The organism is Streptomyces sp. NPDC033165 (genome assembly GCF_055577965.1).
On sequence record NZ_JBVIPK010000003.1, the window covers coordinates 158,828 to 181,871 of the forward strand.

Annotated in this window: 17 protein-coding genes, 1 tRNA gene and 1 pseudogene; 1 reads left to right on the forward strand and 18 read right to left on the reverse strand. The window is 72.0% G+C overall.

Annotated features, from left to right (window positions below):
* Positions 1–70 precede the first annotated feature (70 nt).
* The 5 genes from ACZ5WC_RS08470 to ACZ5WC_RS08490 form a co-directional block, all read right to left on the reverse strand.
* Positions 71–727 carry a type 2 periplasmic-binding domain-containing protein gene (locus tag ACZ5WC_RS08470; protein WP_096632249.1) on the reverse strand — a complete coding sequence of 219 codons (657 nt, stop codon included), beginning with the start codon at positions 725–727 and terminating at the stop codon, positions 71–73.
* Positions 717–2,138 (reverse strand): phenylacetate--CoA ligase family protein, encoded by a 1,422-nt coding sequence (locus tag ACZ5WC_RS08475; protein ID WP_468540097.1) that lies wholly within the window; start codon positions 2,136–2,138, stop codon positions 717–719. Before ACZ5WC_RS08475 ends, ACZ5WC_RS08470 begins: the two co-directional genes overlap by 11 nt.
* Positions 2,139–2,342: 204 nt before the next feature.
* On the reverse strand, positions 2,343–3,053 hold the full coding sequence (locus ACZ5WC_RS08480; protein WP_468540098.1) for an SDR family NAD(P)-dependent oxidoreductase: 711 nt from the start codon (positions 3,051–3,053) through the stop codon (positions 2,343–2,345).
* Positions 3,054–3,106: 53 nt separating this feature from the next.
* A complete protein-coding gene (locus ACZ5WC_RS08485) occupies positions 3,107–3,709 on the reverse strand; it encodes an anthranilate synthase component II (RefSeq protein WP_468540099.1) in 603 nt (200 codons plus the stop codon).
* Complete coding sequence (locus ACZ5WC_RS08490) at positions 3,706–5,256, reverse strand: anthranilate synthase component I family protein (RefSeq protein WP_468540533.1); 1,551 nt, start codon at positions 5,254–5,256, stop codon at positions 3,706–3,708. The genes ACZ5WC_RS08485 and ACZ5WC_RS08490 overlap by 4 nt, the downstream gene beginning before the upstream one ends.
* 261 nt (positions 5,257–5,517) lie before the next feature.
* Between ACZ5WC_RS08490 and pdxR the strand changes: the two genes are divergently transcribed.
* On the forward strand, positions 5,518–6,921 hold the full coding sequence (gene pdxR / locus ACZ5WC_RS08495; RefSeq protein WP_468540100.1) for a MocR-like pyridoxine biosynthesis transcription factor PdxR: 1,404 nt from the start codon (positions 5,518–5,520) through the stop codon (positions 6,919–6,921).
* Between the two features lie 654 nt (positions 6,922–7,575).
* Here the strand turns inward: pdxR and ACZ5WC_RS08500 are convergent.
* From ACZ5WC_RS08500 to ACZ5WC_RS08560, 13 genes and pseudogenes are all read right to left on the reverse strand, one after another.
* A tRNA-Thr gene (locus ACZ5WC_RS08500) sits at positions 7,576–7,649 on the reverse strand.
* Positions 7,650–7,790: 141 nt separating this feature from the next.
* Complete coding sequence (locus ACZ5WC_RS08505; protein ID WP_468540101.1) at positions 7,791–9,320, reverse strand: alpha/beta hydrolase; 1,530 nt, start codon at positions 9,318–9,320, stop codon at positions 7,791–7,793.
* Positions 9,321–9,401: 81 nt separating this feature from the next.
* Entirely contained in the window at positions 9,402–10,607 is a 1,206-nt protein-coding gene (locus tag ACZ5WC_RS08510) for a DNA polymerase III subunit delta' (RefSeq protein WP_468540102.1), read from the reverse strand.
* 208 nt (positions 10,608–10,815) lie between these two features.
* Complete coding sequence (gene tmk / locus ACZ5WC_RS08515; RefSeq protein ID WP_468540103.1) at positions 10,816–14,220, reverse strand: dTMP kinase; 3,405 nt, start codon at positions 14,218–14,220, stop codon at positions 10,816–10,818.
* Positions 14,221–14,453: 233 nt separating this feature from the next.
* A complete protein-coding gene (topA, locus tag ACZ5WC_RS08520) occupies positions 14,454–17,345 on the reverse strand; it encodes a type I DNA topoisomerase (protein WP_468540104.1) in 2,892 nt (963 codons plus the stop codon).
* A gap of 280 nt (positions 17,346–17,625) precedes the next feature.
* Complete coding sequence (locus ACZ5WC_RS08525; RefSeq protein WP_468540105.1) at positions 17,626–17,823, reverse strand: hypothetical protein; 198 nt, start codon at positions 17,821–17,823, stop codon at positions 17,626–17,628.
* A gap of 13 nt (positions 17,824–17,836) precedes the next feature.
* Entirely contained in the window at positions 17,837–18,907 is a 1,071-nt protein-coding gene (locus tag ACZ5WC_RS08530; protein WP_468540106.1) for an ABC transporter permease, read from the reverse strand.
* A 146-nt stretch (positions 18,908–19,053) separates the two neighbouring features.
* Positions 19,054–19,425 (reverse strand): annotated as a pseudogene (locus ACZ5WC_RS08535) (ABC transporter permease); the annotation flags it as partial.
* A 30-nt stretch (positions 19,426–19,455) separates the two neighbouring features.
* A complete protein-coding gene (locus ACZ5WC_RS08540) occupies positions 19,456–19,857 on the reverse strand; it encodes an ATP-binding cassette domain-containing protein (protein WP_468540107.1) in 402 nt (133 codons plus the stop codon).
* A 207-nt stretch (positions 19,858–20,064) separates the two neighbouring features.
* Complete coding sequence (locus tag ACZ5WC_RS08545) at positions 20,065–20,463, reverse strand: helix-turn-helix domain-containing protein (protein ID WP_468540534.1); 399 nt, start codon at positions 20,461–20,463, stop codon at positions 20,065–20,067.
* Positions 20,464–20,470: 7 nt separating this feature from the next.
* A complete protein-coding gene (locus ACZ5WC_RS08550; protein WP_468540108.1) occupies positions 20,471–20,653 on the reverse strand; it encodes a hypothetical protein in 183 nt (60 codons plus the stop codon).
* 87 nt (positions 20,654–20,740) lie between these two features.
* On the reverse strand, positions 20,741–22,282 hold the full coding sequence (locus ACZ5WC_RS08555) for a DUF7059 domain-containing protein (RefSeq protein ID WP_468540109.1): 1,542 nt from the start codon (positions 22,280–22,282) through the stop codon (positions 20,741–20,743).
* A gap of 81 nt (positions 22,283–22,363) precedes the next feature.
* Positions 22,364–22,996, reverse strand: a complete 633-nt coding sequence (locus ACZ5WC_RS08560; RefSeq protein WP_096622951.1) for a small secreted protein — start codon at positions 22,994–22,996, stop codon at positions 22,364–22,366.
* Between the last annotated feature and the right edge of the window lie 48 nt (positions 22,997–23,044).

Here is a 23,044-nt window from a genome sequence, read left to right on the forward strand (position 1 = left end):
GCTTCAGGCGATGTAAGTGCTCACCTGCTGGCGGCTACGGCACCAGGTTTCTACGACCCGGCAAGTCCCATCAGGCGGTGAGGGGCACCTCGGCGGCGTCCGCGTGCCCGAAGAGGGTCCAGAGGATCTCCGCACCCGGCCGGGTGGCCACCCAGCGCAGGCCGTGGGCCCGTACCCCCGGGGCGTTGGTGACCGCGAGCCGGGCGCCGCCCGCGGCCGCGATCTCGGCGGCGTGCTGCGTGGACGCCGCGTCGACCCAGCGCACCTCGCGGTCGCCCAGCGCCGCGGGCACCAGCTCGGCGTAGATGCGGCGGACCTCCCACATGGCGGCGACCGTGACGGGACCCTCGCCGTCGGCCGGCGGTTCCTGGCCCGCGGGCGCGGCGATCCCGTACTCCGGGGTGGCCTGCGGGAAGAAGGCCTGGAGCCGCAGGTCGCGGTGCCAGTGGAAGCGGGTGAGTCCCTGGTAGGCACTGGGGACGAGGGCGAAGTCGACCTCGCGGGCCACGATCCTGGCGAGCACCTCGTCGAAGGTGGCGAAGAGCTCGACGGAGAGACCGTGCTGCCGGGCGAGGAACTCGGCGACCAGCTGGCTCGACGTGCCGTCCGGGCCGAGGGTGCCGAGGACGGTGCCGGGCCGCGCGGCCCAGCGCCCGGTCAGCTCGCTCCAGCGTGCGGTGTACTCCTCGGTGAGCGGCCCGGGCAGGGCCACGGCGTCAGCGCTCATAGCCACGGTTCGCCGCCATCTTCCGGGCCACCCGGGACTCGTGGTCGGGCGTGCTGCGCCGGTCCACGATGCGGGCGGCCTTCCAGCTCACGAAGGCGCCGGTGCTGACGATGGGGTCGAGCCCGTCGCTGAGCTCGACGGTCACGGGCACCCCGAGCGCCTCGGCGGCCCGCGCCCGTACGGCATCGGCGAGCGCGGCGGCGTCCTCGACGAGGCCTTTGAGCAGTTCGAGCCGGACGGTCAGCCGGTCCTGTCCCGCGTCGTCGCGCTCGATCACCACCTGGTATCCGGCGGACCCCGTGACCCCGGTCATGACGGCCGTCTCGATCTGCCCGGCGGTGAAGCGCCTGCCGCCCAGTTCGAGGCGGTCCAGGGTGCGGCCGACGATCCGTACGAGATCGCCCGGCATCTCGCAGTCGCAGTCCGGCTCCTCGATCACCACGGCGTCCCCAGTGCGGTATCGGACCAGCGGCTTCACGCCGTCGATCAGCATCGTCACGGTCAGCTCGCCGCTGCCGCGCGGCCCGTGGGACTCGCCGGTCTCGGGGTCCACCACCTCGATGAGGTAGTTGGTCTGCGAGAGGTGCATGCGCTTGTTACGGCAGGCCGTCGCCATGACGAAGGCCTCCTGCGATCCGTACAGGATGTTGTAGACGTCGGCGCCCCAGACCGTCTCCAGGTTGTGCGCCAGCGCCGGGGTGCACATCTCGCCGGTGACGAGCAGCAGCTGCACGGAGAAGTCGCGGCGCAGGTCGTAGCCGTAGTGCTCGGCGGCCTTGGCGAGGGTGAGGGCGACGCCCGGGGTGCAGCAGACGACTTCGAGCTCCAGGTCCTTCATGAGCTGGAGGGCCTTGGGGAAGCCGATGACCGGGGAGTAGGGCCAGATCTTGGCGTTGAGCGAGCCGACGTTGCGGGCGATGTCCCCGAGCGTGTCGCCGAAGGAGTGCACCTCGGTCGGGCCCATCAGGCCGATGCGGGGGGCATGGTCGCCGAAGTGGTGCCGGAAGATGGACGACCAGGACTCGCTGATGTGGGCGTTGCTCGCGACGATCTCGCGCCCGTCGCGGGGACAGGGGGTCGCCGCGCCGGTGGTGCCGGTGGTCTCGTAGAAAAAGAGGGCGTCGGTGAGCGGCCTGCTGAGGACGTCGAGCATCTCCTCGCGCAACTGGGCCTTGGTGGTGAAGGGCAGCGCCTCAAGATTGCCGGGCGTGACCGAGCCGAGGTCGACGTCCTTCAGGAGAGCCGCGTAGAACGGCGAGCCGGTACTGACCTGTTCGAGCACGGTACGGAGCTGGCGGGCGCGCCAGTCGTCGAGGTCGCGCTCGCTCAGCGTGCGGGCGTAGAAGGCCTGGTGGAGTGCGAGGTAGCGGGCGGTGAAGTCGGCCGCGGGGCCGTTCGTGGGCAGCCACATGGGCGATGGGTCCTCTCGGAAGGAAGGAAGGAAGGAAGAGCGCGCAGGCCGGAAGGAGGCGGCGTGCGGCCGCTCCGGCGCGTGGACGCGCGTGAAGGCGTGGTGGTGGGCCGGGGGTGCCGCTCCCGGCGGTCGTGCCGTTGCGGGCAGGGGTGCCGTTGCGGGCAGGGTGCCGCTACGGGCGGTGGTGCCGTGCCGCCTGCCTCAGTGCAGGCCGCCGTTGACGTCGAGCACGCTCCCGGTGACATATCCGGCTGCGGGACCCGCGAGCCAGCACACGGCGGCGGCCACCTCGGCCGGGTCGCCGAACCGCCCCTGCGGGATGCGCGCGCGGTAGTCGGCCACCCGGTCGGCCGGGATACGGGCCGCCATCGGGGTGTCGATCAGGCCGGGCGCGACGGCGTTGACGCGGATGCGGTGCGGGGCGAGCGACTGCCCGAGCCCGCGGGTCAGTGCGATCACGGCGCCCTTGGACGCGCCGTACGCCGCGTCGGGGCTGCCGCTCTGGCCGCTGATGGAGGCGACGTTGACGATGCTGCCCGGACGCCCGGCGGCGATGAGGCGGCGGGTCAGCGACTGGGTGCAGAAGAAGGCGGCACCGGCGTTGACGTCGAAGACCCGGCGGTAGCTCGCCGCGTCGTAGTCCAGGAAGTCCCTGGCCTCGTAGATCCCCGCGTTGTTGATCAGGACCCCGGGCAGTCCGTACCGGTCCTCGATCCCCCGGAACACCTCCTCGGCCGCTTCCGGCGCACCGAGGTCGGCGGTGAGCGTCGCGTGCGCGGCCGGGTCGGCGTCGTCGGTGACGTCGACGGCGAGCACGCGGTGCCCGGTTCTCGCCAGTTCCGCCGTGATGGCCCGGCCGATGCCTCCCGCGGCACCGGTCACCACCGCCAACGGCTCCTCGTGATGCTGCATTTCATCCCCCGAATTCATGCTCTGCTGCCCCCTCCCCGTGCCGTGCCGCCCGGTCAGCGGGCGAGCACCGCGGGCGTGGGGCGCACGTCGCGGGCCTCCGCAAGGAAGTTCTCGAAGAGCCGAAGACCGTCGTGGGTCGTCACGCTCTCCGGGTGGAACTGCACCCCTTCGACGGCGAGCGTCCGGTGCCGCAGCCCCATGACATAGCCGTCGTCGAGCGAGGTCGCGGTAACCGCCAGCTCCGGCGGCGGCGGCGGCGAGACGATCAGTGAGTGGTACCTGGTGACGTCCAGCGGCGTCGCGGCGCCCGCGAACACCCCGCGTCCGTCGTGCTCGACCGGGCTCGTCTTGCCGTGCATCAGATGCCTGGCGACGGCGATCTCGGCCCCGTACGCCAGGCCGATCGCCTGGTGGCCCAGGCAGACGCCGAGCAGCGGCACCCGCCCGGCGAAGGCGTGCACCAGCTCGACGTGCCCGGAGTCGGCCGGATGCCCGGGGCCGGGGCCCAGGACCACGGCGTCGGGCGCCGAGCCGACCAGTTCGCCGACGGTACGGGTGCGGGAGCGCACCACCTCCGTCTCGGCCCCCAGCGTGCGGAGGTACTGGTCGATGATGTGGCTGAAGCTGTCGAACGCGTCGACCAGCAGGACCCTCACTTCAACAGTTCCTCTCCGGTCAGCGCCCAGTACGTGGCGCTCATCTTGGCCAGCGTCTCGCGCCACTCGGCGGCGGGCTCCGAGTCGGCGACCACCCCGGCCGACGCCTGCGTGCTGTAGTGCTCCCCGTCGTGGACGGCGGTCCTGATGCACAGCGCGAGCACCGTGAAACCGCGCACGTCGACCAGGCCGAGCGCCCCGGCGTAGATGCCCCTGGGGCTGCCCTCGATCTCGCTGATGATCTCCATGGCACGCAGTTTCGGCGCCCCGGTCATGGTCCCGGCGGGGAACGTCGCGCAGATCGACGCCCACACGTCCGTACCCTCCCTGACCCGGCCCGACACGGTCGAGACCAGGTGGTGGACGTAGGCGAAGGGCTCGACCTCCATCATCGAGTCCACGCTCAGGGTGCCGGGCACGCAGACCCGGCCAATGTCGTTGCGGCACAGGTCGACGAGCATCACGTGCTCGGCCTGCTCCTTGGCGCTCTCCCGCAGCCCGGCCACCAGACGGGCGTCCTCGGCCGGATCGGCGGCGCGCGGCGCGGTGCCCGCGATGGGCCGCATGGAGATGTCGCCGTCCTGCACGCGCACGAACAACTCGGGGCTCGCGCCGATCACCGTCCGGCCCGCCCACGGCACCAGGTACATGTACGGCGACGGGTTGCGGTGCCGCAGCCGCTGATAGACCTGGAGCGGCGTCAGCTCCGTACCGACGTCGATGCGGTGGCCGATCTGGATCTGATAGCTGTCGCCCACGCCGATGTGGCCGAGGCACCGCTCGGCGCGCGCGAGAAACGTCTCCCGGTCCACGCTGTCCCGCACGAACAGGGGCGCGGGCGCCTCGGGCACCGGGGCGGCCACCGGCTCCTCGCCCGCCACCTCGGTCAGCGCCTCCCACAGCGGGCGTCCGGTGTCCGGGGGCAACTGCGCGCCGTGCGCGGTCAGATGGACGGCCCCGCCAGTACGCACGTCGTACCAGACCGTGTTGCGGAACAGAGTGAGCGTGCAGCGCGGCTGATCTGCCGCCGCCCGCTGCTCGGGTAGCTCCTCCATGAGCCAGGCCGCCTCGTACGACAGCGTGGTCAGGAAGCCGAAGGCGAAGGTGCCGGTGGGTACCTCGGTGTCCAGCACGAAGGCGCCCTGTAGCGCGCGCAGCATGCGCCACACGTCCTCGGAACCGCGCGCCGCCCACTGCCGCAGGTCGCCGTGCTCGCTCCGCACGGCGCCGACGGCCCTGGTGAGAGCCGAGGCCAGCGCCACCCCCAGCTCCCCGGCCGCCTCGAACTCGACCCGGTCGGCGTGGACCCGCAGCTCCGCGAGGCGTCCATAGCCCACGGCGGCGTAGTGCCGGTCCTGGTCGGGCCCGTCCAGAGACTCGAAGAGATAGGCGTCGTCCTGTTCACGGGTACGGAGCAGGGCCTCGTACAGCCGGAGCGGATCGGTGGCGGGCAGCTCGGTGGAGATCACCCGGACCCGTACGCCCCCCGCATGCGCGGGCTCCCCGGCCCGCCGCTCCGGATCCGGCACACCGCCGGATCCGGGCACGGTCAATTCTGACAACAAAGACACAGCAAGAGCCTTTCTGGTCCGACGGACCATCGGGGCTCGGAGGATGCAACGCTTACGTGCGCAGCGAGCAGTCGGGCTGGATGTCGCATGTCCCGCATGACCGGCTCGCACCGGTCCCCCCGTGCCACCACTGACCGCCCCAGTTCCCCCCGGAGCGGCGAATGTTGTGTGCGGAACGACTTCATCAGATGTCAGAATGCCTGGCCATACCACTTCGACCGTCAGAGAGAAGACCACTTGTCGTGGCAGCTCGCACTCAGCCTGGACCGGACGTCGCGGCTCCCGCTGGCCGTACAAGTACGTGACTCACTCCGCCGTTCGGTGGAGAACGGCACCCTGCGCCCTGGCACCCGCATCCCCTCGACGCGCCAGTTGGCCCAGGATCTCGGGGTCTCCCGCAGCATCATCGTGGAGGCGTACGAGCAGCTCACCGCCGAGGGGTACCTCCTGGCGAAGCGCGGCTCCGGTACCACCGTCGCGGAGCCGCCCACTTCCCAGGCGGTCCCCACGCTCGTGTCGCCCGACCGCGACAGCGACGCCGCCGGATCGATGTGGGACCTGCGCACCGGCACCTCGGACATCGCGGCCTTCCCCCGCCAGGACTGGATCCGCTGCGTCACCGCCGTGGTCAACAACGCGGGCCGCCAGGAGCTGAGCTACGCGCCACCGTCCGGCGTGCCGCTGACCAGGCACGTCCTGACCGGCTACCTCGGACGGGTCCGGGGCGTGCGGACGCGCCCCGAGGACCTCATGCTGACCGCGGGCTTCGCCCAGGGCCTCGCCCTCATCTGCAACGTGCTCATCAACCGGGGCCACGGGGTGCTGGGCGTGGAGGACCCCGGGCACCCGGGCGAGCGCGAGTTCGTCACCAGCTCGGGGCTGCGTCCGGTGGGCATACCGGTCGACAAGGACGGCCTGCGCGTGGACCTCCTGGAGCGCAGCGGCGTACGCGCCGTGCTCATGACGCCCGCCAACCACTTCCCGACCGGCTCCCGGCTCAGCGAGGCCCGCCGCCGACGGCTCATCGACTGGGCGCGCCGGGTGGACGGCTACATCCTGGAGGACGACTTCGACAGCGCCTTCCTGCACCGCTCCGACCGCGTGCCCGCGCTCCAGAGCCTGGCCCCCGAGCGGGTGGTCTACGCGGGCAGCGCGAGCAAGATCCTCGCTCCCGCCCTGCGCCTCGGCTGGCTGGCCGCCCCCTCGGAGCTGATGGCGTCGGTCGAGCACGTCAGGGCGGGCTGGGACATCGGCTGTTCCGGCATCGAACAGCTCGCCCTCGCCCGGTTCGTGGACACCGGCGCCCTCGACCGTCACCAGCGCAAGATGCGCACGGAGTTCCACAAACGCAGAGGAGTCATCCGGCGCTATGTCGCGGCCCACCTGCCCGGCGCCCACCTCCTCGGCCGGGACAGCGGCCTCCAGGCATATCTCCAGCTCCCGCCGCACGTGGACGAACAGGCCCTGGTCCGCGCGGCCCGCGCCCGCTCGGTCCTGGTCCGCGGCGGCGGCTTCTACACCCTGGCGGACACCACCCGCCCCCCGGCCCTCGTGGTCAGCTACGCCTCGGTGAACTGCGCCGACCTGGGCCGGAGCCTGGTGGCGCTCGGAGCGGCCTACCGGGAGGCGGGCGGCGCGTGACCGTCGTGGGAGGGTTCGGCGCGGCCGTCCCCGACGGTCTGCGGGCCGGGCGGGTCTGGTTACGCGGCCTACGGCTCCAGTACACCTCGGCCCGATTCCACGCTCGAATACGACAGTTGGGTCTTCGGCAGGGCTCCGGGCGCACCGGATCTTGTTCCGACAACGCCGCCGCAGGGAGTTTCTGGGCCCCGCTCAAAGAAGAGATCGGCACCCGTGTCCGGCCCGACCGGGCCACCGCACGAGCCGGCGCCTTCGACTTCATCGAGACGTTCCACAACCGCCGCCGCCTACGCGGACACAAGGTCTTCGGCTACCTCACCCCGGCCGAAACCCGGCAGCGGCACCAGCACACCCTCGCGGCACAACGATTACGTGTCCGAGATCACGGGGAACTTCACTTGTGGGACCCCCCCCCAACCACCACGCCGTCGGTGACTCAAAGCGCACCGTCATCCAGCCCTACCTTCACCGGCTCGATGGCCCGCTTCCCGCACGCTCGCCCGTCCACCGTCCAGCACACCCACTGCACGCGTGTCCACCGATTGTCCACCGGCGACCCTCAGCAACGGTTCTCGTACTGAGCCGCCACTGCTCACATGGCAAAGGAAAAGAAAAAACCCCAGGTCACGGCGAGTGAGTCCTGGGGTCAATCCGAGCCGCCTTCGGGATTCGAACCCGAGACCTACGCATTACGAGTGCGTTGCTCTGGCCAACTGAGCTAAGGCGGCGCGCCCCGTCGCACCATGGTGCGATCAGCAGCGGAGCCAAGTCTACACAGTTTCCGGGGGTGCTCCGCACCGGGCACCCCCGGAGGTGTTTACGCAGGTCAGGATGGGGCGGGACGGGACGGGGCCGGACCCGTCAGGGGGTCAGGTGCACTTCTTGCCGTCCGTGGGCGGGGTGCCGTCCAGGAGGTACGTGTTGATCGCCGTGTCGATGCAGTCGCTGCCCCGGCCGTACGCGGTGTGGCCGTCGCCGTCGTAGGTGAGCAGGGTGCCGGAGGAGAGCTGGTCGGCGAGGGATTCGGACCACTTGTACGGGGTGGCCGGGTCGCGGGTGGTGCCGACGACGACGATCGGGTCGGCGCCCTTCGCCTCGGTGCGGTGAGGGGTGCCGGTGGCCTTCGTCGGCCAGTAGGCGCAGTTCAGGGAGGCCCAGGCGAAGCCTCGGCCGAAGACCGGGGAGGCCTTCTCGAAGCCCGGGACGGCCTTCTCCACGGCGTCGGGGCCGTCAAAGGCGGGCGGGAGGTCGAGGCAGTTCACGGCGGCGTTGGCGAACATCAGGTTCGCGTACTTCCCGTCCGGCTCGCGCTCGTAATAGCTGTCGGCCAGCGAGAGGAGGCCCGAGCCGTCGCTGCGCTGTGCGCCTTCCAGGGCCTCGCGGAGCTGGGGCCAGGCCGCCTCGTCGTACATGGCGGCGATCACCCCGGTCGTCGCCAGGGACTCGCCGAGCTCGCGGTCGTCGCCGGTCGGGATCGGCTTGGCGTCCAGGTCCGTGAAGAGCTGCTTCAGCGCGGTCGCCGCGTCGGCCGTCGTCGTGGTGCCCAGCGGGCAGTCCGGCTGCTTGACACAGTCGGCGGCGAAGGACTGGAAGGCCCCCTCGAAGCCCGCGGTCTGGTCGCGGTTCATGTCGATGGCCTTGAGGGACGGGTCCATCGCCCCGTCCAGGACGAGCCGCCCGGCCCGGTCCGGGAAGAGTTCCGCGTACGTGGCGCCCAGGAAGGTCCCGTACGAGGCGCCGACGTAGTGCAGCTTCTCGTCCCCGAGCAGGCCCCGCAGGATGTCCATGTCCCGGGCCGTGTCGACGGTGGAGACGTACGGGAGGATCTCGCCGCTCCGCTTCTCGCAGCCCGCCGCGAACGTCTCGAAGGCCCCCTTGAGCTCCTGGACCTCCGCCTCGTCGTCCGGTGTCTGGTCCACCTGGGTGTAGGCGTCCATCTCCTTGCCCGTCAGGCACTCCACCGGTTCGCTGCGGGCCACGCCGCGCGGGTCGATGGCCACCATGTCGTAGCGGGCCCGGACCGGAGCCGGGTAGCCGAGTGCCGCGTACCCCTGGAGATAGCCGATCGCGGAGCCGCCGGGGCCGCCCGGGTTCACCAGCAGGGAGCCGATCCGCTCGCCGGGGCCGGTGGCCTTCTTACGGGAGACGGCGAGGCCGATGTCGCCGTCGTCCGGCTTCTCGTAGTCCCTCGGCGCTTTCATCGTCGTGCACTCGAACCCCTCCACCCCGCAGTCGCGCCAGCTCAGCTTCTGCGTGTAGTACGACGACAGCTCCTCGGGGGCCGCGGTGCCGGTGGCCGATGCGCTGGGCGACGAGCCTCCGCCGCTACAGCCGGAGAGGAGGAGGCCGGCAGTGCCGATCCCGATGGCGAAGGTGCGGAGCAGGCGCCTGGTTTCCATCCTGGGAGCGTATCCGGCAGGTGACGAGTCGTCCGATTCCCTGCTCATTCGGGTGAACAGGGACCCGTCCTGATCGTCGTCTCAGCCCGCCCGCAGCGCCATCGTCATCGCCTCCACCGCCAGCAGCGGCGCCACATTGCGGTCCATCGCCTCCCGGCAGGCGGTCACCGCCTCGATCCTGCGCAGCGTCTGCGCGGGCGTGGAGGACTCCGCGATCCGTTCCAGGGAGTCCTGCACATCCGCGTTGGCGATCGCCAGCCTCGAACCGAACTGGAGCGCCAGCACATCGCGGTAGAACCCGGTGAGCTCGGTGAGGGCCAGGTCGAGGCTGTCGCGCTGCGTACGCGTCTTGCGGCGCTTCTGCTTGTCCTCCAGCTCCTTCATCGCCCCCGCCGTACCGCGCGGCATCCGCCCCCCGGCCACCCCGCCGAGCGCCGCCTTCAGGTCCTCGGCCTCCTTGCCGTCCACCTCCTCAGCCAGCTGCTTGGCGTCGTCGGTGGCCGTGTCGATCAGCTCCTGGGCCGCCTTGAGGCAGCCGCCCACGTCGGCGATCCGCAGCGGGACCTTGAGCACCGCGGCCCGCCGCGCCCGCGCCCGCTCGTCCGTGGCCAGTCGGCGGGCCCGGCCGATGTGCCCCTGGGTGGCCCGGGCCGCGGAGTGGGCCCGGGCCGGATCGACGCCGTCGCGGCGGATCAGGACGTCGGCCACGGCCTCCACCGGCGGGGTGCTCAGGGTCAGATGACGGCAGCGGGAACGGATCGTGGGCAGGACGTCTTCGAGGGAAGGGGCACACAGCATCCAGACCGTGCGCGGCGCGGGCTCCTCGACCGCCTTCAGCAGGACGTTGCCCGCGCCCTCGGTGAGGCGGTCGGCGTCCTCCATGACGATGACCTGCCACCGGCCGACCGCCGGGGAGAGCTGGGCCCGGCGGACCAGGTCGCGGGTCTCCTTCACTCCGATCGAGAGCAGGTCCGTACGGATCACCTGGACGTCGGCGTGCGTACCGATCAGGCTCGTGTGGCAGCCGTCGCAGAACCCGCAGCCGGGCTCTCCGCCCAGCGCCCGGTCCGGGCTGGTGCACTGGAGCGCGGCGGCGAAGGCCCGGGCGGCGGTGGACCGCCCGGAACCCGGTGGTCCGGTGAACAGCCAGGCATGGGTCATCTTCGAGCCCTGCTCCAGCGCCTCACCGTCGGAGACGGCCGTGACCAACGCATCGGCGTCCCTGGCGGCAGCGGCGAGCTGTTCCCTCACTCGGTCCTGTCCGACCAGGTCGTCCCATACGGTCATGGGTCACCGCCCTTCCGGTGGTGTCGTGCGGGTGGTGCGGAGACGTGCGGCGGCAGCGCCCTGTGCATACCCGTCGGATGCCATCGCCCGTCGGATGCCAGCCCTCGTCTGCCGTCCCTCGTCGGATTCCATTGTGGGGGACGCCACTGACAAGTCCGGCCCGCCCACCCCTCAGGGGCGGACGGGCCGGACTCCGGACAGGTTCCGGTCAGCCGCGCGGACGGCGCCCCCGGCCTCCGGCGGCCCCGTCGCCCTCGTCGTCATGACCGCCGAGCAGCTCGTCCGCCAGGGTCGGCAGATCGTCCAGCGGAGTCTCTTCGGCCCAGTCCGGGCGGGGGCGCTTGCGGCCCGGCCGCTTCCGGTCCGAGGACTCCGCGGCCCGCGGGTCCTCGACCTGCGGCAGCTCCCGGGTGCGCTCGTTCTCGCTCTCCGCGGGCGAGGGCTCAGGGCCCTCGTCCCGGAAGAAGCCCTGGGGCACCCGGTCGGAGGGCTGTTCCCCCCGCACCGGCGGCAGCACTGCCGTCTCGTCCGCGTCCCGGGCGTCCCAGGCGCCCGCGTCCGGACGCCGGTCCGTGACGCGCGGCAGCATCGCCGTCTCGTCCTCCCCGGCGGGAGCCCGGCGGCCGGACGGTGCGTCGCCCTCCGGTCGGGGCGGGTAGGCCGTCGGCACCGGCTGCGTGATCTCGTTCGGGTTCACGATCGGCGTGGGCACCGTGATCTCGTTCTCCGGCACGGACCGCCCGGCGGAGCGCGAAGTACCGGAGGGGCCGGAGGAGTCCGAAGTGGAAGTACCGGAGGAGCCGGAGGAACCCGAAGCACCAGCGGCCCCGAAAGCCCCGGCAGCCCCCGGCCCCGACCGCGATCCCGATCCCGCCGGACCGAAGCCCTCCGAGCGCGAAGACGCCTCTCCACGAGCCGCCTCCCCACGAGCCGCCTCCGCACGCGCAGCCGCGGCACGAGCCGCCTCAGCCCTCGCAGCCTCAGCCCTTGCCGCCTCGACCCGCTCGGCTTCCGCCCGCGCGGCCGACGTACGGGCCGCCGCCTCCTCCTCGGCACGGCGGCGGGCCTCCTCGGCGCGCAGCAGGGCTTCCTCAGCCTTGCGCTGCTTCTCCAGCCGCTGCACCTCGGCCTCCTTGCGGAGCCGCGCCTCCTCCTCGGCCTGCTTGCGCAGACGTTCCTGCTCGGCCTCGCGGACCCGCTCCTCGGCCTCCAGCCGGAGCCGGTCCTCCTCGGCGCGGCGGCGGGCCTCCTCGGCGCGCTGCCGGGCCTCTTCCGCCTGGCGTTCGGCCTCGCGGCGGCGGGCCTCCTCCAGCTCGCGCTGCTTGCGCTCCTCCTCCTCGGCGCGCAGCCGGGCGAGCTGCTCCTGGCGCTCCTTCTCCAGGCGCTCCTCCTCGGCCTTGCGGGCAGCCTCTTCCTCCGCCTTGCGCCGGGCCTCCTCCTCGGCCGCCCTCCGCGCCTCCTCGATGGCCTCGATCTCGGCCTCGGAGAGCGGGAGGACCTGGTCGAGCCGGTGACGTACGACCGTGGTGATCGACTCCGGTTCCTGCCCGGCGTCCACCACCAGGTATCGCGTCGGGTCGGCCGCGGCCAGGGTCAGGAACCCGGACCGTACGCGCTCGTGGAACTCGGCCGGCTCCGACTCCAGCCGGTCCGGCGCCTCCGTGAACCGCTCCCGCGCGGTGGCCGGGTCGACGTCCAGCAGCACCGTCAGATGCGGTACGAGGCCGCTCGTCGCCCACCGCGAGATCCGCGCGATCTCGGTGGGGGCCAGGTCCCGGCCCGCGCCCTGGTAGGCGACGGACGAGTCGATGTAGCGGTCGGAGATGACGATCGCGCCGCGCTCCAGGGCCGGGCGGACGACGGAGTCGACGTGCTCGGCGCGGTCGGCGGCGTACAGCAGGGCCTCGGCCCGGTTGGAGAGACCGGCGGAGGACACGTCCAGCAGGATCGACCGCAGCCGCTTGCCGACCGGGGTGGCCCCGGGCTCGCGGGTGACGACGACCTCGTGGCCCTTGGCCCGGATCCACTCGGCGAGCGCCTCGACCTGGGTGGACTTGCCCGCTCCGTCGCCGCCCTCCAGGGCGAGGAAGAAGCCGGTGGCGGCGGGCGCGACGGCCGGTTCGCCGCCGCGCAGCGCCTCGCTCAGATCCCGGCGCAGCGGCACGCCCGCCCGGTCGTCCGTCTTGGCGAGGACGACGGCGGCGACGGGCAGCAGCAGCGCGCCGAGCAGCATCAGGGTGAAGGCGGCCCCGCCGTGGGCGAAGACGAAGTCGCCCGCGACCAGGCGGTGCTGCCCGATCGCGGCGGCCAGCAGCGGCCCCGCGACCGCGCCGAGCGCGACGAGCACCCGGACGACGGCCTGGAGGTGCTCGGTCGTCCGGGCCTGCCGGAACGCTTCGGTCTCCTGGTCGATCAGGGTGTGCCCGGTGTTCGCGGCGACCCCGGCGGCGTAGCCGGCGAGCAGCGCGATGGCGATCCCGGTCGCCGTGTCCGGCACCAGGCCGAGCGCGAGGAGCGCCAGGCCGGTGACGGCGATGGCCAGCGCCAGCAGGCGGCGGCGCGACAGGGTCGGCAGGACGTGGCGCGCGGTGCGGATGCCGAGGGCGCTGCCGCCGGTCAGGCCGAGGATCAGCAGGGCGAACGTGACGGGCCCGCCGCCGAGGTCGTAGGCGTGCAGTACGGATACGGCCGCGGCCGCGGCGACGGCTCCGGCCACGACGGCGCAGGCGGCCACCAGCAGCGGAACGGCGCCGGTGCGGCCCTTGTCTGGCCCGTCGCCGGTGGCGGGGCGGCGCAGGCCCTCCAGCGGGGAGCGCGGCCGGGGCGTCTGGGTGGCCGGGAACTCCAGGAAGTACAGGGCGGAGATGGAGGCGGAGAAGAGTCCGGCCGCGACATACGACCCCAGGGCCGCCTGGTGGAAGGAGAACCACTCCAGACCCGAGCCGAGGAGGTTGCCGACCAGCGTGGCGGCCAGCAGGACCGCCGCGGCAGCGGGCAGCGCGAGGAAGTTCGTACGGAGGGACAGCCTGCGCAGGGCGTCGTGGTGGTCGGGCAGCGGGCGTACCGCGGCGCCTTCGAGGGGCGGGGCGGGGAGCAGTGCCGGGGCGGCGCTCTCCTTGGCCACGGCCCACAGGCGCTCGGCCGCGCCGGTCACGAAGACGGTGATGAGGACCATCATGAGCGCCTTGTCGGGCATCCAGTCGATCCACAGCGGGGCGATGACCAGGAGCACCAGGCGCAGCCCGTCGACCCCGATCATCAGCCATCGCCGGTCCAGCTTGCCGCCGGGCACCGTGAGCGAGGTCAGGGGCCCCAGGAGTACGGCTCCGAAGAGCAGGGTGGAAAGGATCCGGACGCCGAACACGGCGGCGACGGCGAAGGCCACCCCGCGGTATCCGGCCCCGAATGAGCCCTCAAGGACCGCCGCTTGCAGCGACAGCAGCACCAGCACGAGAAGGGCGAGTGCATCGCCGATACCGCCGACGAGCTGGGCGCTCCACAACCGCTTCAGCGGGGGAACACGCAACAGGGCTCGTACGGCGCGCTCGCGTGAGTCTGCGGCAAGTGTGTCGGAGGTGGGGCTCACGACCGTTGGCTGCTCGGCTCGCGTCATCCGCCCAGCCTATCGGCAGTGGTGCGGTGGCTGTCGGCCCGTCCGAACATACGGCCGCAGACGGCTTCCGGCCACGCTCGTCCCGGGCCTCCGACGCACCGCCGCCCGACACCTGCAGTGAGGTGCCGGGCGGCGGTGGCGGTGCGCGTGCCCGATGGCGGTGCGGGTACGCCGTGACGCGTATGCGGCGGCGGTGGCGGTGGCGGTGTGGGTGCGGAGGTGACGGGCCCCTGTCAGTCGTCCGACGAAGCGGCGGAAGAGGCCGAGGCCGTCTTCTTCGCCGTCGTCTTCTTGGCGGCCGTCTTGGTGGCCGTCGCCTTCTTGGCCGTCGTCTTCTTCGCCGCGGTCTTCTTCGCGGCCGTGGTCTTGGCGGCCGTCGTCTTCTTCGCGGCCGCCTTCTTGGCCGTCGCCTTCTTCGCCGGGGCCTTCTTCGCCGTCTTCTTCTTGGCGGGTCCCTTGGCGCGCTTCTCGGCGAGCAGCTCGTAGCCGCGCTCCGGCGTGATCTCCTCGACGCTGTCACCGGTCCGCAGCGTCGCGTTGGTCTCGCCGTCGGTGACGTACGCGCCGAAGCGGCCGTCCTTCACCACGACCGGCGAACCGCTCACCGGGTCGGTGCCCAGCTCCTTCAGCGGCGGCTTGGCGGCGGCCCGGCCGCGCTGCTTGGGCTGGGCGTAGATCGCGAGGGCCTCTTCGAGGGTGATGTCGAAGAGCTGGTCCTCGGAGGTCAGCGACCGGGAGTCGGTGCCCTTCTTCAGGTACGGGCCGTAGCGGCCGTTCTGCGCGGTGATCTCGACGCCCTCGGCGTCCTCGCCGACGACGCGCGGCAGCGACATCAGCTTGAGGGCGTCGGCGAGGGTGACCGTGTCCAGGGACATGGACTTGAAGAGGGAGGCGGTCCGCGGCTTCACCGCGTTCTTGCCGGTCTTCGGCGTCCCCTCGGGCAGCACCTCGGTGACGTACGGACCGTAGCGCCCGTCCTTGGCGATGATCTGGTTGCCGCTGACCGGGTCGGCGCCCAGCTCGAAGTCGCCGCTGGGCTTGGCCAGCAGCTCTTCCGCCAGCTCGACGGTCAGCTCGTCGGGGGCCAGGTCCTCGGGGACGTCGGCGCGCTGGTGGCCCTCGGCGTCCTTCTCACCGCGCTCGATGTACGGGCCGTAGCGGCCGACGCGGAGCTTGATGTCGTTGCCGACAGGGAAGGAGGAGATCTCCCGGGCGTCGATCGCACCGAGGTCGGTGACCAGCTCCTTCAGGCCGCCGAGGTGGTCGCCGTCGCCGTTGCCCGCGTCGGAGGCCGCACCGGCACCGGAGGTGTCGTCACCGGGCTGCGCCCCGAAGTAGAAACGCTTCAGCCACGGCACGGACTGGGCCTCGCCGCGTGCGATGCGGTCGAGGTCGTCCTCCATACGGGCGGTGAAGTCGTAGTCGACGAGCCGGCCGAAGTGCTTCTCCAGCAGGTTGACCACGGCGAAGGACAGGAAGGACGGGACGAGCGCGGTGCCCTTCTTGAAGACGTAGCCGCGGTCCAGGATGGTCCCGATGATCGAGGCGTACGTCGACGGGCGGCCGATCTCGCGCTCTTCCAGCTCCTTGACCAGCGAGGCCTCGGTGTAGCGGGCCGGGGGCTTGGTGGCGTGCCCGTCGACCGTGATCTCGTCGGCGGACAGCGCGTCGCCCTCGGCGACCTGCGGCAGCCGCCGCTCGCGGTCGTCCAGCTCGGCGTTCGGGTCGTCGGCGCCTTCGACGTACGCCTTCATGAAGCCGTGGAAGGTGATCGTCTTGCCGGAGGCGGAGAACTCGGCGTCGCGGCCGTCGCTCGCCCGGCCGCCGATCTTGACGGTGACGGAGTTGCCGACCGCGTCCTTCATCTGGGAGGCGACGGTCCGCTTCCAGATCAGCTCGTACAGCCGGAACTGGTCGCCGGTGAGCCCGGTCTCGGCAGGCGTGCGGAAGCGGTCGCCGGAGGGGCGGATCGCCTCGTGCGCCTCCTGCGCGTTCTTGACCTTGCCCGCGTACGTACGCGGCTTCTCGGGGAGGTAGTTCGCCCCGTACAGCTGCGTGACCTGGGCCCGTGCCGCGGAGACCGCGGTGTCCGAGAGGGTGGTGGAGTCCGTACGCATATAGGTGATGAAGCCGTTCTCGTACAGCTTCTGCGCCACCTGCATGGTCGCCTTGGCCCCGAAGCCCAGCTTGCGGCTCGCCTCCTGCTGGAGGGTCGTGGTCCGGAAGGGGGCGTACGGGGAGCGGCGGTACGGCTTCGACTCGACGGACCGGACCGCGAAGGAGGAGTCGGCGAGCGCGCCGGCCAGGGCGCGGGCGTTCGTCTCGTCCAGGTGCAGGGTCTGGGCGGACCCGGCCTTCAGCTGACCGTCGGGGCCGAAGTCGCGGCCCTGGGCGATCCGGCGGCCGTCGACCGCGCTGAGGCGGGCGGTGAGCGTCGAGGGGTCGGAGGCGTCACCGGTACGGCCGGTGGCGAAGGTGCCGGTGAGGTCCCAGTACTCGGCGGAGCGGAAGGCGATGCGCTCGCGCTCCCGCTCGACGACGAGGCGGGTGGCGACGGACTGCACACGGCCCGCCGAGAGCCGCGGCATGACCTTCTTCCACAGGACCGGCGAGACCTCGTAGCCGTAGAGGCGGTCGAGGATACGGCGGGTCTCCTGGGCGTCGACCATGCGCTGGTTGAGCTCGCGCGGGTTGGCGACGGCGGCCCTGATCGCGTCCTTGGTGATCTCGTGGAAGACCATCCGGTGGACCGGGACCTTGGGCTTCAGGACCTCCTGGAGGTGCCACGCGATGGCTTCGCCCTCGCGGTCCTCATCGGTGGCGAGGAAGAGTTCGTCGGACTCGGCCAGCAGCTGCTTCAGCTTCCTGACCTGGGCCTTCTTGTCGGCGTTGACGACGTAGATGGGCTGGAAGTCATGTTCGACGTCCACCCCGAGGCGGCGTACCTCGCCGGTGTACTCGTCCGGGACCTCGGCCGCGCCGTTCGGGAGGTCGCGGATGTGCCCGACGCTCGCCTCGACGACGTATCCGGGGCCGAGATAGCCCTTGATCGTCTTCGCCTTGGCAGGCGACTCGACGATGACGAGTCGGCGGCCGCCCTGTGCGGTCTCGCTGGTCGGGGACAACTTCGCTCTTCTCTCCGGTCGACGCTCGATGGGCATCCGGGCAGCGTCGAGACGCTGCCTACGGTGCTGTCGCTGCGGAGTGTGACGGTACAACCCGCCCCCGTGTCAAACGGCAAAAGCCCGCAACGGCCACTCGAACGGTAACCCGACTTCCGCCATTCCTGCCGCCCGGACCGTCGGGTCCGCGCCGCGCGAAGCCCTGACGTACGTGTTTCCGGAGGTGGTCCCGGTACCCGCCGGGCGGCCCACCGCCCCGGGCGCGCCCCGCCGGGGGCGGGGATCAGACGAGCGTGAAGCACCACACGCCGAGGGCGAGGAAAACTACGCCGAAGAGCGTCGTGAGTGCGGTGGAGGCGACGGGGCTCACACCGTGCGCAACCGGCGCGCGGTGCAGAACGCGCGCCCCTGTCCAGATGAGGAGGGCGGTGCCGAACAGCGTCAGAGCCGTCCCGGCGAAGACTGCTGAGACACTCTCCATGTCGTTCCCCTCGTCATGCCCCTCGGCTGTCGTGACCGTCCCGGGGAGGCTGCCACTCCGGGACATCGCCCACACGAACCCCGGGTGAACAGCACTCCCCCGCCGCACGACGCGGCGACGCCTTCGCCTGGGCGGCGCATCCCCATGGCCCCACGGTCCCCACAGCCCCCATGGCCTCCACAGCCCCCATGGCCCCCATGGCCCTCTCCGGCCTGGTGGTCGCGTCCTGGCCTGGCGGTCGCGTCGCATACGTCACATGACGTCGAGGGTGGCGCGCCGTCGGCTGCCCCGATCGAAGACCGCCAGAAGGAGCACGGCGAGCAGCCCGTACCCGGCGCCGACCAGCAGCTCGGTCCCGAGCAGCCCCCGTTGAGGCGGCCGCCCGCGGCCAGCGCGCGGGCGGCTTCCACGGCATGGGTGAGCGGCAGTGCGTCGCCCATCGCCCGCATCCAGTCGCCCGCATCCAGCCGGGGAGCACCTCGCGCGGCACGTTCGCCCCGGTGAGCAGGAGCAGCAGGGATCCGGCCACGTTGGAGACCAGGAAGACGTCCCGGAAGCGCAGCCCGAGCGCGCCCAGCGCCGGCCCGAACGCCGAGCACCCGGCGGCTGCCGCTACGAGCACCGCCCCGAGCCCCGGCAGAGCGCCGACCGGAATCCGCAGGCCGAGCAGGAGCGAAGCGGCGGAGAGGGTGAAGACGCTGATGAGGAGGCCGTTGAGGACATAGGGAAGGGCCCGGCCGATCCAGAGCGGAGCCCGGTGGCGGGGGCTGAGAAGCACCGCTCCCAGGGTCCCGTACCGGCGCTCGTTGGAGACCGCCATCGTGCCGCCGTGGACACACGCGGTGGAGGCGGCGAGCACCATGTTGCCCAGCAGGTAGAAGTGGTCGTCGGCCACCCGGAGCTGACGCCCGAGGAAGACGAAGAAGAGGAGCTGGAGCAGCGGCCCGACCAGCAGGGTTCCGATGAACATGGGCGGGGTCGTCCAGCTGAACTGGGCTCGGTACGAGATGGCTCCACCGACGAGCACGGCGAGCAGCGCGTAGAGCGCCCCGAGGGCGAGGGCGGCGGCCATGGGGACGAGCACGTCAGCGGTACCGCTCGCTCCTCCCGCTCCTCCCCCTCCGTCGACTCCGTCCGGCCCGCCGGAGGTCGCCGCGTGCACGGCCCGCGCCCCCAAGTGGTGGGCAGCGCCCAGGAGACCGGAAGCACCCACTCCGGCAGTACGGTGACCGGGACGAGCATCCCGGACAGCAGCCACACCGGCGCGTCCAGCGGATTGGCCAGGGCGTTGGCGTTGCGCAGCAGGACGAACGTGGCGGCCAGCAGCAGCCCCGTCATCCCCAGGGCCAGTACGCAGACGGGCACGGCGACCAGGAACAGCAACGGGTGCGCGAAGTCGAGCGGTACGTCGAAGAGCACCGCGCCCCACAGGACGGTCGCCCCCATCGCGTACGTCCCGATGACGGCCGTGGCGAGGGTGACCGGCAGCAGCACCAGGGCGAGCGACGTGGGCGAGACCACCAGGGTTTCCAGCGTGCCGAGCCAGCGCTGGTTCTGCACCGCGCCGCCCGAACCGAGCAGCACCGAGGACCAGATGCCCATCAGCCCGGCTCCGACGGCGGCCGACCAGATTCAGGAGTTCGGCGATCCGGCGGCGTTGGTCCCACGGTTCGATGCCGTGGAGCTCGGCGAAGTAGCGGAGATTGTCGAGTGCGGTGAGCCGGTCGTACAACCCTCGGTCGCCGCCGAAGACGTACCGATCCGGCGTCGTACGGCAACGGGCTCGCGCGCCACGTCGTGGCCCAGCACCCGGGCGGTGCCGGAGGTGGGCAGCAGGAGGGTGTTGAGCATCTTGATGGTGGTGGTCTTGCCCGCGCCGTTGGGCCCGAGCAGGCCGAACAGCTCGCCACGCGCCACGTGGAGGTCGATCCCGCGCACGGCCTCGGTCTCGGTGGTGCGGGGCCGCAGGAATCCGGTGCGCGTGGTGTAGGTACGGCGGAGACCGACGGCCTCGATGGCCGGTGCCGCAGGCACGGCTCTGCCAGCTCTGCCAGCTGTGACCGGTTCTGGCGGCTCCAACGGTTCCAATGGCTCCGGCGGCTCCGGCGGCTTGGACAGTCCTGGCGGTTCTGATGGCTGGCATGGCGGTGACGCTAGGAACGCGCCCCGCCCCCGGCCATCAATTCGGGCCCTCCCGAATCGTCCCCGGACGCGCTCCGGGACCGATGTGTCCGAGACCGGTCAGGACACCGCGCGCAGCACGTCCTCACCGGCGAGGAGGGCGAGCAGCGACCGGCCGGTGTCCGTGAGCTGGTAGTAGACGCTGCGGCTGACCCGGTGACGGCTCACCACATCGGCGTCCGCGAGCACCGAGAGGTGCTCGGAGACCGTGCTCGCCGCGAGCCCGAGCCGGTCGGCTATCCCGGCGGTGGTGAGGGGGCCGCCGAGCTGGCGCAGGACCGAGGCACGGCCCCGGCCGAGCAGCAGTCCGAGGCGGTCGCCGCTCTCCGCGCCCGGCTCGGCGGGCCGCTCCCGCGGGGCCCTGGCGCCACGGGCCTGGAAGGAGACGGCGAGGACCTCGGGGTCGTCGGTGGAGTAGAGCCGGCATCCCTCGGCGAAGACGAGCGGGACCAGCAGCAGCCTCCGCTCACCGGCCCCGGTAGTCGGCCTCGATGTGCTTGGTCAGCTCCAGCACCGGGGGCTTCCAGGCGGCGCGGGACTCCAGCCCGGCGAAGAGCGCGTCGACGCCCTCGGTCGCGAAGGTCCGGGCCCGGGCCACCCAGTGCTCGTACGGCCAGGAGGGGGCACGGCGCGGCAGCGCGAGGTGCATGCTGCAGAACGCGTCCCACAGCGGGCTGACAGCGATCCGGGGGCCCCGAGCGTGGCTTCGTCCAGCTCGATCCGGATCACGCCGCCCTCACCCGAGGCCCTCTCTCTTCGTGCCCCCGGCCACCGGCTCCAGGAAGCCCTCCTCGACCAGCAGCCGGATCGCCTGCGGGGTGCGGTCGCGCAGGAGCACCGGGTCCTCGGACATCAACTGCGCGATGGCGTCCAGGATCCGCCCGGCGGGCAGCGAGCCGTCGCACACACCGGCGAACCCGGCGGCCACCGCGTCCACCTTGGTCGCCCGCATCATGCCGCGGTGCTGACGCAGCACCACGTGCTCGGGGTCCTCCGCACCGGGCAGGCCGACCTGCTCCTGGACCACCTCGGCGGCCAGGCTGAAGTGCCCGGCGAGCAGCGCCGCGTCGTCCTGGTCACGGAGGTAGTCCTGGCGGGCGAAGTGGTCCTGGACGGCCCGGCCGAGCGGCTGCTGCACGGCGTGCGGCCACTCCTCGACGACGACCGAGGGATTCCCTGCGGCGGCCGCGGCGGACTTGCGCAGGGTGATCCAGCCGAAGCCGACGGCCTTGGTGCCGCGCGCCTCGAACTCGTCGAGCCACGCCTCGTACCGCTCGGCGTACTCGGCGGGGTCGCTGCGGTGGTCACCGCTGTCCCGCAGCCACAGCTCGGCGTACTGCGTGACGTCCTGGACCTCGCGCTGCACGATCCAGGCGTCACAGCCGGACGGCACCCAGGAACGCAGCCGGTCCTGCCACTCCTCGCCCTCCACGTGCTGCCAGTTGGCGAGGAACTGGGCGTAGCCCCCCTCGTTCAGGTGGTCCCCGGACTGCTGCACCAGCGTGCGGCACAGGTCGTCGCCGCCCATGCCGCCGTCCCGGTAGGTGAGGCGGGCGCCGGGCGAGATGACGAAGGGCGGGTTGGAGACGATCAGGTCGAACGTGTCGGAGCCGACCGGCTCGAAGAGGGAGCCCTCGCGCAGGTCGGCGGGGGCGGCGCCGGACAGGGCCAGGGTGAGCCGGGTGAAGTCCAGAGCGCGGGGGTTGAGGTCCGTGGCGGTGACCCGGGTCGCGTGCTGGGCGGCGTGCAGCGCCTGGATGCCGGAGCCCGTACCGAGGTCGAGGGCGGAGGCCACCGGCGTACGCACGGTGATCCCGGCGAGGGTGGTGGAGGCCCCGCCGACGCCGAGGACGACACCCTCCTCGCGCGAGCCGATCCCGCCCGCACCGCCGACCGCGCATCCGAGGTCGGACACGATGAACCAGTCCTCGCCGTCCGGCCCCCCGTACGGCCGTACGTCGACGCTCGCGCGGACCTCACCGCCCGCACCGCCCTCACCGGTCACCCAGCCGTCCGCGACGCACTCCTCCAGCGGAAGGGCGGCACGGGCCTGCTCCTGGGCGACGGGGCGCTGGAGAAGGAACAGCCGCACCAGCGTGTCGAGCGGCGTGCCGCCCCGGGTGGCCCGCAGGGCGGGGACCGTCTCGCTGCGGGCGAGGGCGGCATAGGCGGGCGCGCCGAGCCGGTCGAGGAGCCCGTCGGCGGTGAAGTCCGCGGCGAGCAGGGCCTCGCGGAGGACGGCGGCATGGTCGGCTGCGGGAAGGCTGGTCTTACTCACGCCACCCATTGTGTCCGGTCCCACTGACAACGGCAGCGGCCCGGACGCTCATCGAGTGTCCGGGCCGCCGCGGAACGCTGGCTACGACTTCTTGTCCGCGGACGCCGAGGCCTCCGGGGACGCGTCCGCGCCGGCGTCGGGTGCCCCGGAGCCCGATGCTCCGGTCGAGGCCGTGGGCTTCTGGCAGCCCTTCTGCTTCGACATGGCGACCCCGACCTCACCGGACTGAAGCTTCTTCAGCGCCTGGTCACCGCTGGTGCTGATCTTGTTCAGCTCGTCGGCGATGCCCTTCAGACCATCGGCGAACTTCGCCTGGTCCTTGGTGTCGAGGGCGTCGACCTGGGTCTTGAGGTCGGCGTACGCCTTGGAGGAGTCATTGAGCTCCTTGACGGCCTCCTTCTGCGTGGTCTCGCCGTCGTCGACCGGCGGCGGACCCGCCGAGTCCACGGCCGCGCCCAGCGACTTGTACGCCTGGGAGATCTGCTGGAAGGCGGCCGAGTCGGTCTTCTGGACATCGGCGGGCTTGCTGTTGTCCGCGGTCTGCTGCTGGATGGAGGCGTTGGCGTTGGCGATCTTCTGCAGCTGGGGCTGGACCTGGTCGCAGACCTTCTTGGCCCAGTCGTTCACCTTGTTGTCGCTGTCGTCGCTGCAACCCGACAGCGTCAGTACGAGTACCGCACCGCCGGACAGTGCGGCTGCAAGCTTCTTGTTCACCGGATTGGTCCCTTCCAAGGCTCTCGGCCCCGGAACTTACACGCCGAG

Excerpts from the sequence above, each read along its gene's own strand:
- ACZ5WC_RS08475 (WP_468540097.1), bottom strand. The coding sequence starts at position 2,138 with ATGTGGCTGCCCACGAACGGCCCCGCGGCCGACTTCACCGCCCGCTAC.
- ACZ5WC_RS08550 (WP_468540108.1), bottom strand. The coding sequence starts at position 20,653 with ATGCACCTCGCGCTGCCGCGCCGTGCCCCCTCCTGGCCGTACGAGCAC.
- ACZ5WC_RS08470 (WP_096632249.1), bottom strand. The coding sequence starts at position 727 with ATGAGCGCTGACGCCGTGGCCCTGCCCGGGCCGCTCACCGAGGAGTAC.
- tmk (WP_468540103.1), bottom strand. The coding sequence starts at position 14,220 with ATGACGCGAGCCGAGCAGCCAACGGTCGTGAGCCCCACCTCCGACACA.
- ACZ5WC_RS08480 (WP_468540098.1), bottom strand. The coding sequence starts at position 3,053 with ATGCAGCATCACGAGGAGCCGTTGGCGGTGGTGACCGGTGCCGCGGGA.
- ACZ5WC_RS08510 (WP_468540102.1), bottom strand. The coding sequence starts at position 10,607 with ATGACCGTATGGGACGACCTGGTCGGACAGGACCGAGTGAGGGAACAG.
- ACZ5WC_RS08525 (WP_468540105.1), bottom strand. The coding sequence starts at position 17,823 with ATGGAGAGTGTCTCAGCAGTCTTCGCCGGGACGGCTCTGACGCTGTTC.
- ACZ5WC_RS08505 (WP_468540101.1), bottom strand. The coding sequence starts at position 9,320 with ATGGAAACCAGGCGCCTGCTCCGCACCTTCGCCATCGGGATCGGCACT.